The following is a 13,743-nucleotide window of genomic DNA, read 5'->3' as shown; positions in this document are numbered from 1 at the left end:
TATGCTGGAACAGGACATTGAACGGGTACTTTTTTCTGAGGAAGAGCTGGATAAGCGGGTGAGCGAGATCGCCGCCGAAATCAACCGGGACTACGCCGGGAAGGAGCCTATGCTCATCTCGGTGCTGCGGGGTTCCTTTGTGTTTATGGCCGACCTGACCCGGAAGATCGAGGTGCCCTGCACCATCGACTTCATGTCCGTGTCCTCCTACGGCAAGGGCACCACCTCCACTGGCCAGGTGCAGATCACCAAGGACCTGTCCGACGACATCGAGGGCAAGGACATCATCGTGGTGGAGGACATTCTGGACTCGGGCAACACCCTGTCCTACCTGATGGAGCTGCTCCGGGCCCGCAAGCCCGCGTCCATGAAGCTGTGCACCCTGCTGGATAAGCCCGACCGCCGGGTGAAGGAGGTCCACGTGGACTACAGCGGCTTCGCCATCCCCGACGAGTTCGTGGTGGGCTACGGCCTGGACTACGCCGAGAAGTACCGCAACCTGCCCTACATCGGCATCCTCAAGCCCCGGGTGTACGGCGGCGAGGGCTGAGCGCCCCCGTCCATCCCGGCCTTCCGGCGGCGTATCATAAGCTGTGAAATGAAACGGGCCCGCCCTCAACGGGCGCCCCGTGGAGGGAGAGGTCCGTATTGAAGAAGAAAATTTCCGGCCGCGACCTGGTGTTCTACCTGTTCATTTTCCTCATTTTGCTCTCCACCGTCTACGCGCTGATGGGGCTGAACGCGGGGAAAGCGGTCTACTACTCTGAGATCCACGACCTGCTGGACAACCAGCAGGTCAAGACCCTGCAGGTCAAGGACGACGTGGTGACCATGGAGCTGTGGGAGCCCTACCAGGGCAGCTATACGGTCAGCTACAAGCTGCCCAGCTTTGAGCTGTTCTACCAGGACTTCAACGACACCATTGTCAAGCAGCACGCCAACGGCATCATCCAGGCCTTTGACTACCCGGCGGGCTTCCGTCTGCCCGCCTGGGCCAGCGCCCTGCTGCCCACGCTGGTGATCGTGGTGGTGTTCTTCGCCATGTGGTACATCATGTTCCAGCGGCAGGCCGGGGGCGGCGGCGGCGCCGACAAGACCAGCCGGTACTCCCGGGCCCGCACCCGCACCGTCTCCGACGAGGGCAAGAAGGTCACCTTTGCCGATGTGGCCGGCGCCGACGAGGAGAAGGAGGAGCTGCGGGAGGTGGTGGAGTTCCTGCGGGACCCCAAGCGCTTCCTGGCCCTGGGCGCCCGCATCCCCAAGGGCATCCTGCTGGTGGGCCCTCCGGGCACCGGCAAGACCCTGCTGGCCAAGGCCGTGGCCGGTGAGGCCGGGGTCCACTTCCTGTCCATCTCCGGCTCCGACTTTGTGGAGCTGTACGTGGGCGTGGGCGCCAGCCGTGTCCGGGACCTGTTTGACCAGGCCAAGAAGAACGCCCCCGCCATCGTGTTCATCGACGAGATCGACGCTGTGGGCCGCCAGAGAGGCACCGGCCTGGGCGGCGGCCACGACGAGCGGGAGCAGACGCTCAACCAGCTGCTGGTGGAGATGGACGGCTTTGCCGCCAACGAGGGGGTCATCGTCATGGCCGCCACCAACCGGCAGGACATTCTGGACCCCGCTCTCCTGCGCCCCGGCCGGTTTGACCGGCAGATCTACGTGGGCGCCCCCGACATCAAGGGCCGGGAGGAGATCCTGAAGATCCACGCCCGCAACAAGCCTCTGGCCGAGGACGTGGACCTGAAGGACGTGGCCAGGGCCACCGGCGGCTTCACCGGCGCGGACCTGGAGAACCTGATGAACGAGGCCGCCCTGCTGGCCGCCCGCCGGGGGGAGCGGTTCATCACCAAGCCCGACCTCCACGAGGCGGTCATCAAGGTCATCGCCGGGCCGGAGAAGAAGAGCCGGGTGGTCATCGAGCGGGAGCGGAAGCTCACCGCCTACCACGAGGCGGGCCACGCCGTGGTCAGCCACGCCCTGGAGACCGCCGACCCGGTCCACCAGATCACCATTGTGCCCCGGGGCCGTGCCGGCGGCATGACCATCTCCCTGCCCCAGGAGGACAAGAGCTTCCTCTCCCGCACCGAGCTGGAGGAGCGCATCGCCTCCCTGCTGGGCGGCCGGGTGGCCGAGCAGCTGGTGCTGGGGGACATCTCCACCGGCGCGGGCAACGACCTGCAGCGGGCCTCCGCCATCGCCCGCAACATGGTCATGCGGTACGGCATGAGCGACAAGCTGGGCAGCGTGGTCTTTGACTCGGGCCACGACGAGATCTTCATCGGCCGCTCCATGGCCCAGGCCAAGAGCTACTCCGAGGAGACCGCTGACCTGATCGACCAGGAGGTCAAGGCCATCATCGACAAGGCCTACGCCCGGTGCAGGGATATCCTCACCCGGCAGCGGGAGCAGCTGGAGCTGACCGCCCAGTACCTGCTGGAGAACGAGACCATGGACGCCGCTGACTTCGAGCTGGTCTTCACCGACCCGGACGCCCTCCGGGAGGAGGACGGCAGCATCAAGAGCCGTGTGGAGGACGTGCCCTCCATCCGCCGCCAGCGGAGCGAGCTGACCCCTGAGGGCAGGCGGGTGTCTCCCGGGGACATCGACGTGCCCGCCCCCGACGAGGGAAAGCCCGAGGACAAGAAGTAAGAACTACACATATCGCAAAACAGCGGGACATCCGGAGTTATCCGGATGTCCCGCTGTTTTTGTCCGCCAGTTCGGGCGGCCCCGACTTGGACTTGCCCAGGCGGCGGCGGTACTGGGAGGGGGTACAGCCGTACTCCGCCTTGAACCGGCGGAGGAAATAGCTCTTCTCCCGGAAGCCCAGGGACTGGCTGATGTCCTGCACCGCCCGGTCGGTGTGCTCCAGGGCCCAGAGGGCCTGTTCCATGCGGATGTGATAGAGCTTCTGGCTGAAGGTCTCGCCGGTGACCCGGCGGAAATAGGCGGAGAGGTAGCTGGGGTTGTAGTTGAACCGGCGGGCCAGATCGGTCAGGGTGACGGTGTCGTAGTGGTCGCCCATATACTTGAGCAGCTGGCCGAAGGGGTTGTCCCGCAGCATGGTGGAGCGGCTCACCGAGAGATGGCTCTGAAATCCCCGCTGGAGCAGGGTGAAGAGCTGGACCGTGCCGCAGTGGAGCAGCTTGGGGGTGAAGCTGTCCCCGGTGAGCAGCTCCCGGCACAGGGCCAGGGCACAGCCCCACACCGGGTCCCCGGACCGGTAATCAAAGCAGAGGAACTCCTCCTCCGGGTCCTCCAGGCGCATCAGGTCGAACAGGATGCGGCAGTCGGCCAGCTGGCTGAAGAACAGCCCGTCGAAAAAGGCCGCGGGATAGCGCAGGGCCAGCACCCGGCCCTCCTCCACCTGGTAGCCCCTCCGGCTGCGCAGCAGCAGAAAGCTGCCCGGCGTCAGGGGGATGGTCCGCTTGCTCCTCAGGCGCAGCCGCACGCTCTCCGGGGTGAACAGCAGCAGAAAGTGGCCCCCGGGGTGCTCCCCCGGCCCCTCGGCCTCCAGGGTCACGCCCCCGGCCTGGACCGGTCCCGCCGCCAGCCCCGCCAAAACCAGATTCCACGCTCCACGCTGCGCCATGGACCAATTCCCTCCCCTGTTCCAGGTTTCTCCGCCTGTTATTATACTGTTTTTTGCCCCCGGGCTACAAGAGCGACCGGGAAGAAATCCAAAAATAAGACACTTTTGGCACAAGATACGTCAATTGTTGGGGGAATGTGGATGTGATAATCTTTTAACGAACACCGGGCGGCAGGGGAACGCACCTGCCGTTTGCCCGGGCGGGCAGGCCGGAGAGGTATTCCGGCAGGGCCCATGCTGCAAGGAGGATATGGAACATGAGAGGAACCATCAAAAAACTGCTGTCCCTTGTGCTGTGCGGCGCCATGCTGGCCGCCGTGCTGGGGGGCTGCATCAACCAGGAGACGGAGACCACCCCCTCTGTCTCCCCCAGCGCCAGTGAGGAGGTCTCCCAGTCTCCCGCCGGCGGCGTGACCGACGGCACCTACACCGGCACCGCCGAGGGTTTCGGCGGCGAGGTGAGCGTGACCATCACCGTGTCCGGCGGCGCCATTACCGCCGTGGACGCCGCAGGCGACAGCGAGACCGAGGACGTGGGCCGGGCCACCCTGCCCGACCTGGCCCAGCAGATCCTGGACGCCCAGAGCGCCGACATTGACGGCGTGTCCGGCGCCACCGTCACCAGCGAGGCCGTCATGGCCGCCGCCAAGGACGCCATGACCCAGGCCGGCATGTCCGTGGAGGAGGAAGCGGCCCCCGCCGGTGAGGACGAGGAGGTCACCGCCGACGTGCTGGTCATCGGCATGGGCGCCTCCGGCACCATGGCCGCCCTCAGCGCCGCTGAGGCGGGCGCCACTGTGGTGGGCGTGGAGAGCACCGGCGTGCTGGGCGGCATGGGCAACGCAGCCCAGGGCATGTTCGCCATCGGCACCTCCCTCCAGTACGAGCGGTACGGCGACGATCTGGGCTCCGACGAGGAGTACTGGTACGAGAAGCTGATGGACCAGAGCAACCAGCTGGCCAACGCCCAGCTCATCCGCACCTTTGTCAGCGAGGCCAAGAACACGGTGGAGTACCTGCTGGACAAGGGCGTGAAGGTCTACCTGTCCAAGACCGCCCAGCAGATCGCCCACTTTGACGAGACCATCATCTACCACCGCTGGAACAACGCCGACCCCTTCACCTACCTGGGCCAGGCCCTGGACGACAACGGCGTGGACATCCGCTACAACACCACCGCCACCAGCCTGCTCACCGATGACAGCGGCGCGGTGACCGGCGCCGTGTGCACCAAGGAGGACGGCGGCACCCTGACCGTCAACGCCGGCGCGGTGATCGTCTCCACCGGCAGCTTCGCCGGCAACGAGGAGATGATGCGCCAGGCCCTGGGCGACAAGGTGTATGACACCGTCAACGTCATCGGCGGCAACGACGGCTCCGGCCTGCAGATGATGTACGACGTGGGCGCCGCCCAGGGCGAGCTGCTCACCATGAACCACGGCGTGGGCACCAAGACCGCCGACATCGAGGTGGCCGAGCAGCTGACCCTGAACACCCCCATCCTGTGGGTCAACCACCTGGGCGAGCGGTTCATGAACGAGGACCTGCTGAAGGACACCGTGGAGTTCTCCAGCGCCGTGCTGGCCCAGGGCGGCTACGCCTACACCATTGTGGACCAGGCCACCGTGGACCGCTGGTGCGACAGCTCCTATGAGAACACCGGCACCTGGGTCCACTATTGGGACCGCTTCGGCATCATCGGCGAGGACGGCGAGCGGACCATCTACCACGCCATCGTGGACCCGGAGGTCTTTGCCAGCGACTTTGAGAAGCTGACCGAGAGCGGCGACGGCAAGGTGTGCCAGACCCTGGACGAGGTGGCCGAGTTCATCGGCTGTGACGCCGACACCCTGAAGGACACCGTGTCCCGCTACAACACCTACGTGGCCAGCGGCGACGACGAGGAGTTCTTCAAGAGCGCTGAGAGCCTGGTCTACTCCGTGGAGGAGGGCCCCTTCTACGTCACCAAGGGCTACAACGCCGTGCTGGGCGCCCTGGGCGGCGTAAACGTGACCAAGGAGCTCCAGGTGGTGGATGACGACATGAACCCCATCCCCGGCCTGTACGCCACCGGCAACAACTGCAGCGGCGTCAGCGTGGCCGCCTACGTCAACGTGGAGGGCGTGGGCCTGGGCTTCGCTCTGACCTCCGGCCGTCTGGCCGGCGCCAACGCGGCTGCCGCCGTGCTGGGCCAGTAACCAGCCTCTTTCCCCGATTTTTTTCGCTCCCCGGACGGGATTTCCGTCCGGGGAGTTTTTTCGCCCAGGAGAATAAAAGTCCGGTTTATAGGACTTGTTATTTGCTATACTGTGCACGTAAGGACAGGAGAGACAGCCCGCCAAGGCGGGGCAGACAGAAAGGAGTGTCCGGTTATGAACGAGTATTCCATGCGCTGGGTCCGTGGTCATGTGGAGGTGTACGACGCCTACGGGCGCTTCCGCTTCTCCGCCGACAGCGAGCGGGAGGCCCTGGCCGAGCTGGCCGAGGAGGCCGCCTGACAGACAAGGCCGCGCCCCCGGATACCCTGTCGCAGGGGATCCGGGGGCGCGGCTTTATGAGAGAGGGGAGGATGTCGTGTCAGCCCTTCAACGCCTGGGCGGCGTCCATGGTCAGCTGGGCGATGAAGGAGAGGGTGGTGTGCTCGTAGCCCCGGAACAGGCTGTCAAACTTGTCCTGGAAGGGGTCGCTCCACTTGTGGTCGATCGCGGCGTAGCCCATCATGGCGCCGTACAGGGTGGCGATCTGGCCTCCGTTGCAGTCCACGTCCTGGCCGCACATGGCGATGATGTGCATGCACTCGTCAAAGTCGTTGCCGGCGAAGTAGAGGGCCACCACCTCGGCCGCCGCATTGGGATAGGTGTGGATCCAGTTGTAGCGCTTGTACTTCTCCTCACACTCCCGCCAGGCGGGCTCCCAGGCGTCGTGGCGCCGGCAGGCGTCCCAGGCGAACTTGACCACCGAGTAATACTCGCTCTTGGGGGGAATGAGGGCGATGGAGTCCTCCAACACCTTGCGGATGTCGGTCTCCACATAGGCAAGGGCGGTCATGACGGCGTTGAACACCTCGCCCAGGATGCCGTTGTTGACATGGGAGACGGCGCCGTCGATCCAGGCCAGCCGGGCGGCCAGCTCCGGGTCGCCGGGGGCCACCATGCCGCAGACGGAGCCCCGCATCTGGGCGCCGATCCACTCGTTCCAGGGGTTGTTGACCTTGGCGCTCATGGGCGGGAAAATACCCCGCTTCATGTTGCGGAAGGCGGCCTCTTCCGCGGTCCAGGTGTACTCGATGCGGCCGATCCACTCCATGCCGATGTCCTCGGAGGTCACCTTGGAGCCGTGATCCCGGACGGCGTTGAGGAAGGCCAGCTCAAAGAGCACGTCGTCATTGTAGGTGGTGGGCTCCCGGAGATAGCCGTAGATCTCGCCAAAGGTCTCCCGCAGCTTGTCGGTGCAGTAGCCCTCGATGATGGTGCCCACGGCGGCGCCCGCCACCTGGGCGATCCAACCGGCGTGCTGCCGTTCAAAGATGGGGATATTGTCGGGCACGGCCCTGGGCGCGGGGAAGGTGACTTCGGCGGCGTGGTCGTCAAAGGACTCGTACTGGGCGTAGCTCCAATAGGGGTGGTCGGGGATCTTGGGAGCCCGGCCCAGCACCTCGAAGAGCTTGGCATAGTACTGGAGCATCTTCACATCATCGTGCTCGTCAAATGCCTTCTGCATGATGGGGATCAGGGCCTCGGCCTCGGTCACGTCGTAGCCCTTGTTCTCCATGGCCTGGATGGCGCCCAGCAGGGTGTGGTCGGGGGCCAGGGAGCCGGGCACACGGGTGTACCAGCGGCCACGGGCCTCGTTGATGTCCAGTGCGCCCTGGTCCACCTTGGCCTCCATCCAGGAGGACTCCTCCTTGGTCTGGAGACGGGGGGTGGTTTCAAACAGGGCCTTTGTGGTCAGCTCACGCGCTTTCATTGGCATTCACGTTCCTTTCTTACCGGCTGCCTCCGCTGCGGCGCCCGCCCCGGAGGAGTTCTTTGCTTTCCTCTGTGTTCTGATGTAGGAGTAGATGGCAATGGCAATGATGGTGATGGCGTAGGGCAGGGCCTGCACCAGACGGGCAGGCACGTTGAGCATCTGGAGCCGGGTGGCCAGGGAGTCGGCGGCGCCGAAGATGATGGAGGACAGGAGCACGCCGAGGGGTGTGCCCCGGCCCATGCCCTCGGCGGCCATGCCGATGTAGCCTCGGCCGGCGATCATTTCCCGGGAGAAGTTGGACACGTAGGCCATGGACATAAACGCGCCGCCCATACCCGCCAGGCCGCCGGCGATAATGGAGGTCAGATAGCGGTATTTCCGCACATGGATGCCCACGGAGCGGGCCGCCTGGGGATTTTCACCCACAGTGCGGATGCGCAGTCCGGTAGGGGTCTTGTAGATGAGGAAGAAGAGCACGATGACCAGCAGCACGGCCACATAGGTCAGGATATTGTGTCCGGACAGGATGTCGCCCAGGATGGGGATGTCCTTGAGGATGGGGATGTCGATGCTGGGGCACACCGGGCTGTTAAGGCTCTGGGTGGAGCCCTTTTCGCCGGTGACATAGTACAGAACGAAGATGGTCAGGCCGCTGGCCAGGGTATTGAGGGCGATACCGGCCAGGATGGCCTCGCTGCCCAGCCGGAGGACCACAAAGGTATACAGGCAGGCGAAGAAGGCGCCCGCGGCAAAGGCGATGACCACGCCCAGGAAGGCGCTGCCGGTGAAGTAGCCGCCCAGCACGCCCGCCAGGGAGCAGAGAAGCATGATGCCTTCGGTTCCGATGGCGTCCACGCCGCCCTTGTAGAAGACCATACAGGCCATGGCGGCGTACAGCACCGGGGTCATAACGCGGATGGTGGTGAAGAAGAAGTCGGTATTAAAGATGACCTGAATGATATCAGCCATTTGCGCTCACCGCCTTATTCTCAAGCTCTTGGGTCTCCTTGATGATCATTTTCTTTCGGAAGCCGCTCAGAATGGCCTGGGCGGAGATGAGAACGATGACCACCGCCTGGATGATCTTCACGATTTCAAAGGGCACGTCGCTGGTGCGGGACATGATATCCGCGCCGATGCGCAGATAGGCCAGGAACAGGGCGGCCAGGGGCACGTATTTGGCCTTATAGCGGGCCACGATGGCGATCAGGATGCCGTCCCAGCCGTAGTTGGTGAGCTCCAGGTACTGGAACCGGCGGTACATGCCGAACAGCTCCACCGAGCCGCCCAGGCCGGCCAGCGCGCCGCCCAGGAACTGGGTGCCGATGATGACCGCGGCGGTGCCGACGCCCGAGTATTTGGCCATCCGGCCGTTGCTGCCCACCAGGGTGGCCTTATAGCCCAGAGGGGTGCGCTCCAGGATGAAGTGGCAGGCCACCACGCAGAGAATGGCGATGATCAGGCCGGCGTGGACGCGGGTACCGGGGATGATGGTGGGCAGCTCCATGCTGGCGGGGAACTGGTAGGTGTACTTGCTGTTGATCTCCGGGTCGATGAAAAAGGTCTGGATAAAGTACAGGCCCACATTGAGACACACATAGTTGAGCATCAGGGAGGTGACGATCTCGTTGGCGCCGCACTTGACCTTCAGGATGCCGGGGATCAGGGAGGTGACGCCGCCGGCCACAGCCGCCAGGATCATGGCCACCAGCAGGTTGAGCACAGGGGGCAGCGGAAGGGTCAGGGCGGAGATGGCGGCCACCACCGCGCCCAGGAAGAAGCCGCCCTCGGCGGACAGGTTGAACAGGCCGGTGCGGTACAGGATGACGATGGACAGGCCTGTAAACATGATGGGGATCATCTCCTCCACCACGTTGCCCATGCGGCGCACGGTGGTGAGGGGACCGAAAAGGAAGTTGAAGATGGCGTTCAAAGGCTCGCTGCTGACGCACAGCACGATCACAAAGACGATGAGCAGTGCAATGCCGATGGCAACAGCTGTGCGGAGCGCCTCGACCCAGGCCATTTTACTGTGCCGCTTCACACAGAGCCCCCCTTTCTTCCGCAGTCTGCTTCTTTACGCCCAGCATATAGAGGCCCAGCTCCCGCTCTGTGACAGCCTTGCTGTCCGGGAAGTAGGCGGCCACTTCGCCGTCGCACATGACCAGGATGCTGTCGCTCAGCTCCAGGACCTCGTTCAGGTCGGCGGAGATGAGCAGGATACCCCGCCCCTGGTCCCGCAGGGCCACAAGTTTTTTCCAGATGAATTCGTTGGCGCCCACGTCGATGCCGCGGGTGGGCTGGTTGGCGATCAGCAGGTCGGGATCGGCGGAGAACTCCCGGGCCACGACCACCTTCTGCATGTTGCCGCCCGAGAGCATTGACACGGCCTGGTCGCCGTTCCGGCACAGAATGGTGAAAGCGTCGATGAGCTTGGCGCATTTTTCCCGGATCTGCCGCAGGTTCAGCAGGCCGCCCCGGCGAAACTCCGGCTTGTCGATCCGGTCCGACATGAGGTTTTCCCAGATACTCAGGCTCCCCGCCACGCCGGTGGAGATGCGGTCCTCGGGGATGTAGGACACGCCGGAGGCGCGGATATCCTTGATACCCAGGGGAGAGAGATCTTTGCCGTTGAGCAGGACCTTGCCGCTGCTGGGCTTTTTCAGGCCGAAGATGCACTCGGCCAGCTCGTTCTGGCCGTTGCCCTCTACGCCGGCCACGCCCAGAATCTGTCCCCGGCGCAGGTCAAAACTCACGTCCTTGAGCTTCTGCCGGCGCTCGTCGTTCCAGTAGTTCAGGTGCTGGATCTCCAGCAGCTTGTCGCCGAAAGCGGGGGCGGACTTCTGCACGTTGAGCACCACGTCCCGGCCCACCATGAAGCGGGAGATCTCCTCCTCCGTGGAGCCCTCCACCGGCATGCTGCCGATGGTCCGGCCGCCCCGGAGCACGGTGATGTTGTCGCAGATCTGCCGCACTTCCTTGATCTTGTGGGAGATGAAAATGATGGTGTGGCCGTGCTGCTTCAGCAGGAGCAGCTGCTCGAAGAGTTCCTCGGTCTCCTGGGGGGTGAGGACGGCGGTGGGCTCGTCCAGAATCAGCAGTTTGGCGCCCCGGGCCAGGACCTTTAAAATCTCCACCTTCTGCTTCAGACCCACGGAGAGGGTCCCCACCTTTGCCTCCGGGTCCACGTTCAGGTTGTACTTTTTGGCCATGTCCGCCACCATCTGGCTGGCCTTTTTACCGTCGGTAAAGGGGCCCTTTCGGGGCTCCATGCCCAGGACGATGTTCTCATACACCTTCAGGGAATCCACCAGCATAAAGTGCTGATGCACCATGCCGATGCCCTGCTTGATGGTCTCGGCAGGGCTGGAGGTCTCCAGCTTCTTTCCCTCAAAGTAGATTTCTCCGCTGTCCTTGGACTCAAATCCGAACAGAATTTTCATCAGGGTACTTTTTCCGGCGCCGTTTTCTCCCATCAGCGCGTGGATCTCACCCTTCTGGACGGAAAGCGTGACGTCTTTGTTGGCCATAACGCCGTTTGGGTAGATCTTGGTGATGTTTTCCATGCGCAGGATCTCTTCGCCCATGGCAGAGCCTCCTCTCTCTCAATCAGTGCCGCTCCGGACCACGCCGGGAAAGGAACGGCTGGCCTCCGCGGGGCGGCGTCAGGCAGCCCTTGGGAGAAAAAATGCGGGGCGCGCTGTAATCGGCGCGCCCCGCAGCGACGATTACGGCTTGCAGGAATCCAGGATTGCGTTGAGTTCGTCAGTGGGAAGACCCAGCGCGGAAGTGACCGTTACCTCTCCGTCCAGCACGGCCTGACGGGCCTCGTCCACTTTGTCCCGGATCTCCTGAGGGACATTCTTTTCATAGTACTCGTTCACGGCGATATCGGAGGCGCCCTCCTGGATGCCCAGCGTCTCGCTGCTGCCCCAGGGCACGGTGCCCTCCAGCTCCATCTCGGCGAAGCGGTACAGGGACTGGCCCACTTCCTTCATGACGGAGGTGAGGATCACGTTGGCCTTGTCCTCGTCGGTGCCCTGGAAGAGCATGGCCTGGTCGGAGTCCACGCCGATGATGTACTTGCCCTGCTCCACGGCGGCCTCAATGCAGCCCAGGCCGGAGGTCATGGCCGCGGGGAAGATGATGTCCACGCCCTGGTTGTACTGGGCCAGGGCCAGCTCCTTGCCCTTGGCGGTGTCGGTCCAGGAGCCTACGTAGGAGACATAGACCTTGATGTCCGGGTCCACGGACTGGGCGCCCTCAATGTAGCCCACCAGGAAGTCGGAGATGATGGGGTCCTCCTCGCCGCCGATAAAGCCGATCTTCTTGTCGGCGTTGGCGTTGGGCATGTCGGAGATGGTCACCAGGCCGGCCAGAACGCCGCCCAGATAGGAGCCCTCGTTCTGCTTGTAGCTGATGGCGTAGACGTTGGGGTAGGCGCCCTCGTCAATGGTGGTGTCGAACATGACGTACTTCTGGTCGGGGAACTCCTCCGCCAGCTGCTCGATGATCTCGATGGTGCCGGAACCGTTGACGATGATGGCGTCGTACTCGCCGGTGTCGGACAGATCCATCAGCGTGGGCTCCCACTTGGTCTGGTCGCTGCCGATCTCCAGGATCTTGGTCTCGCAGCCCAGCTGCTCGGTGATCATGTTCATACCGGCGGCGGCGGAGTCGTTGAAGGACTTGTCGCCCAGCTGGCTGGTGACCACAAAGCAGAACTTGGGCTTGGAGGGGTCAGCGGAGCTGCCGGACTGGGTTTCGGTGGTGCTGCTGTTGTTGCAGCCGGCCAGCAGGCCCAGCAGCAGGGTGGCGCCGAGAGCGAGAGACAGGATACGCTTTTTCATGCTAGACACTCCTTTTCCATATTGACCAATGCGGTTTATATACTCCCATTATCCAATGGGAATGGGCACGAGTGATAAAACGTTTTATCTAGTCAAATGTCTGCTTGCGGGTGCCTTGTTTTCTTCATAATACCCTGTAAAGCGCTGCCTGTCAAGTGGTTTTTTGTGATAAATGTTGAAAAAACTAAAATATCCCCTTGCAATCTTGCGCGCTTCTCTCTATAATGAAATCATACGAAATAAAACGTTTATCCACCCATTTGACCAAAAGCAAGGAGTGAGATCTTTTGGGTGTCACCATCAAAGACATTGCCCGCAAGCTGGGCGTTTCCACCACAACGGTCTCCCTGGTGCTGAACAACAAGCCCAGCCGTATTTCCCCCGAGACGCGGCAGGCGGTGCTCCGCGCGGCGGCGGAGCTGAATTACCACCCCAACCAGATCGCGGTCAGCATGGTGACCAGGCGTACCGGGACCATCGGGCTTCTGCTCCCAGACATCAGCAACCTGTATTTCTCCTCCCTGGCCAAGGTGATCGAGTCCGAGTGCAGCGCGCTGGGATACAACGTGCTCTATGGCAACACCAACGATTCCGTGGAGAATGATTTCAAATATCTGGAATTATTTCTCCTGGGGCGGGCGGTGGATGCGGTGATCCTCACGCCGTCCTACCAGCTGGGCGAGGAGGAGCGGGTCCGCTTCCGCAGTCTGGTGGAGTCCAGCGGGATCCCGGTGGTGACCGTGGACCGGCGGATGCAGCAGATGGAGGTGCCCTGTGTCTGCGTGGACCAGGAGCTGGGCGGCTACCTGGCCACAAAGCACCTGCTCTCCCTGGGCCACCGCAGGATCGGGTGCATTACGGCCCAGCCCAACGTGTCCGGCTCGGCGGAGCGCCTGAGAGGTTACCGCAGAGCGCTGGAGGAGGCCGGGGTGTCCTTTGACCAGGCTCTGGTGGTGGCGGGCAACTACCATGTGGAGAGCGGCATTCAGGCCCTGCCCATTCTGCTGGGGCAGGGAGTGACGGCCATTTTCGCGGCAAATGATATGATGGCCATCGGCGTGCTGAGAGAGTGCCGCAGGTTCCACCTGCGGGTGCCGGAAGACCTGTCCGTGGTGGGCTTTGACGACATTTTTCTGGCGGAATTTCTGGAGCCGCCGCTGACCACGGTGTATCAGCCGCTGGACGACATTGGCCGGGAGGCGGTCCGCCAGGTGGCGGAGATGCTGCACGGAGAGACGGGCGGCGAGCGCATCATATCCTTCAAACCCTCGCTGAGGATTCGCGGCAGCACGATGAGATGGGCGGGCGCCCAGGAGACAGCTGGGAAATAGA

11 protein-coding genes are annotated in these 13,743 nt (G+C 63.4%); 5 read left to right on the top strand and 6 right to left on the bottom strand.

Annotation, left to right across the window (positions count from 1 at the left end; genetic code table 11):
• Position 1 precedes the first annotated feature (1 nt).
• Both hpt and ftsH read left to right on the top strand, forming a co-directional pair.
• Positions 2 to 550 carry a hypoxanthine phosphoribosyltransferase gene (gene hpt, locus WMO64_RS10570; protein WP_294518406.1) on the top strand — a complete coding sequence of 183 codons (549 nt, stop codon included), beginning with the start codon at positions 2 to 4 and terminating at the stop codon, positions 548 to 550.
• 98 nt (positions 551 to 648) lie between these two features.
• Entirely contained in the window at positions 649 to 2,649 is a 2,001-nt protein-coding gene (gene ftsH / locus WMO64_RS10565) for an ATP-dependent zinc metalloprotease FtsH (protein ID WP_349231948.1), read from the top strand.
• A 37-nt stretch (positions 2,650 to 2,686) separates the two neighbouring features.
• Here ftsH and WMO64_RS10560 read toward each other — a convergent pair whose 3' ends face one another.
• Entirely contained in the window at positions 2,687 to 3,592 is a 906-nt protein-coding gene (locus WMO64_RS10560; protein WP_294518400.1) for a helix-turn-helix transcriptional regulator, read from the bottom strand.
• A 257-nt stretch (positions 3,593 to 3,849) separates the two neighbouring features.
• Here WMO64_RS10560 and WMO64_RS10555 point away from each other — a divergent pair, with 257 nt between their 5' ends.
• Together WMO64_RS10555 and WMO64_RS10550 are read left to right on the top strand one after the other, a co-directional pair.
• Complete coding sequence (locus tag WMO64_RS10555) at positions 3,850 to 5,790, top strand: FAD-dependent oxidoreductase (protein ID WP_349231947.1); 1,941 nt, start codon at positions 3,850 to 3,852, stop codon at positions 5,788 to 5,790.
• Positions 5,791 to 5,964: 174 nt separating this feature from the next.
• Positions 5,965 to 6,090, top strand: a complete 126-nt coding sequence (locus WMO64_RS10550) for a hypothetical protein (protein WP_294518393.1) — start codon at positions 5,965 to 5,967, stop codon at positions 6,088 to 6,090.
• Positions 6,091 to 6,169: 79 nt separating this feature from the next.
• Here the strand turns inward: WMO64_RS10550 and WMO64_RS10545 are convergent, their stop codons facing one another.
• From WMO64_RS10545 to WMO64_RS10525, 5 genes are all read right to left on the bottom strand, one after another.
• Positions 6,170 to 7,558: an ADP-ribosylglycohydrolase family protein gene (locus WMO64_RS10545; protein WP_294518390.1), complete on the bottom strand. Its 1,389-nt coding sequence runs from the start codon at positions 7,556 to 7,558 to the stop codon at positions 6,170 to 6,172.
• A gap of 6 nt (positions 7,559 to 7,564) precedes the next feature.
• The gene (locus tag WMO64_RS10540) at positions 7,565 to 8,530 is read right to left on the bottom strand and encodes an ABC transporter permease (RefSeq protein ID WP_294518387.1); all 966 of its coding nucleotides are present in this window, start codon (positions 8,528 to 8,530) and stop codon (positions 7,565 to 7,567) included.
• The gene (locus WMO64_RS10535) at positions 8,523 to 9,605 is read right to left on the bottom strand and encodes an ABC transporter permease (protein ID WP_294518384.1); all 1,083 of its coding nucleotides are present in this window, start codon (positions 9,603 to 9,605) and stop codon (positions 8,523 to 8,525) included. Before WMO64_RS10535 ends, WMO64_RS10540 begins: the two co-directional genes overlap by 8 nt.
• The gene (locus WMO64_RS10530) at positions 9,589 to 11,148 is read right to left on the bottom strand and encodes an ABC transporter ATP-binding protein (protein WP_349231946.1); all 1,560 of its coding nucleotides are present in this window, start codon (positions 11,146 to 11,148) and stop codon (positions 9,589 to 9,591) included. Before WMO64_RS10530 ends, WMO64_RS10535 begins: the two co-directional genes overlap by 17 nt.
• Positions 11,149 to 11,289: 141 nt before the next feature.
• Positions 11,290 to 12,411, bottom strand: coding sequence for a BMP family ABC transporter substrate-binding protein (locus tag WMO64_RS10525; protein ID WP_294518378.1), 1,122 nt, complete (start codon positions 12,409 to 12,411; stop codon positions 11,290 to 11,292).
• 287 nt (positions 12,412 to 12,698) lie between these two features.
• Here WMO64_RS10525 and WMO64_RS10520 point away from each other — a divergent pair, with 287 nt between their 5' ends.
• Entirely contained in the window at positions 12,699 to 13,742 is a 1,044-nt protein-coding gene (locus WMO64_RS10520) for a LacI family DNA-binding transcriptional regulator (protein WP_349231945.1), read from the top strand.
• The last annotated feature ends 1 nt before the right edge of the window (position 13,743 follow it).

The organism is Pseudoflavonifractor intestinihominis, from assembly GCF_040096055.1.
In the GTDB taxonomy this organism is placed as follows: Bacteria; Bacillota; Clostridia; order Oscillospirales; family Oscillospiraceae; genus Pseudoflavonifractor; species Pseudoflavonifractor intestinihominis.
The sequence above is the reverse complement of the archived record's forward strand: the minus strand, read 5'-3'. Positions and strand labels throughout refer to the sequence as shown.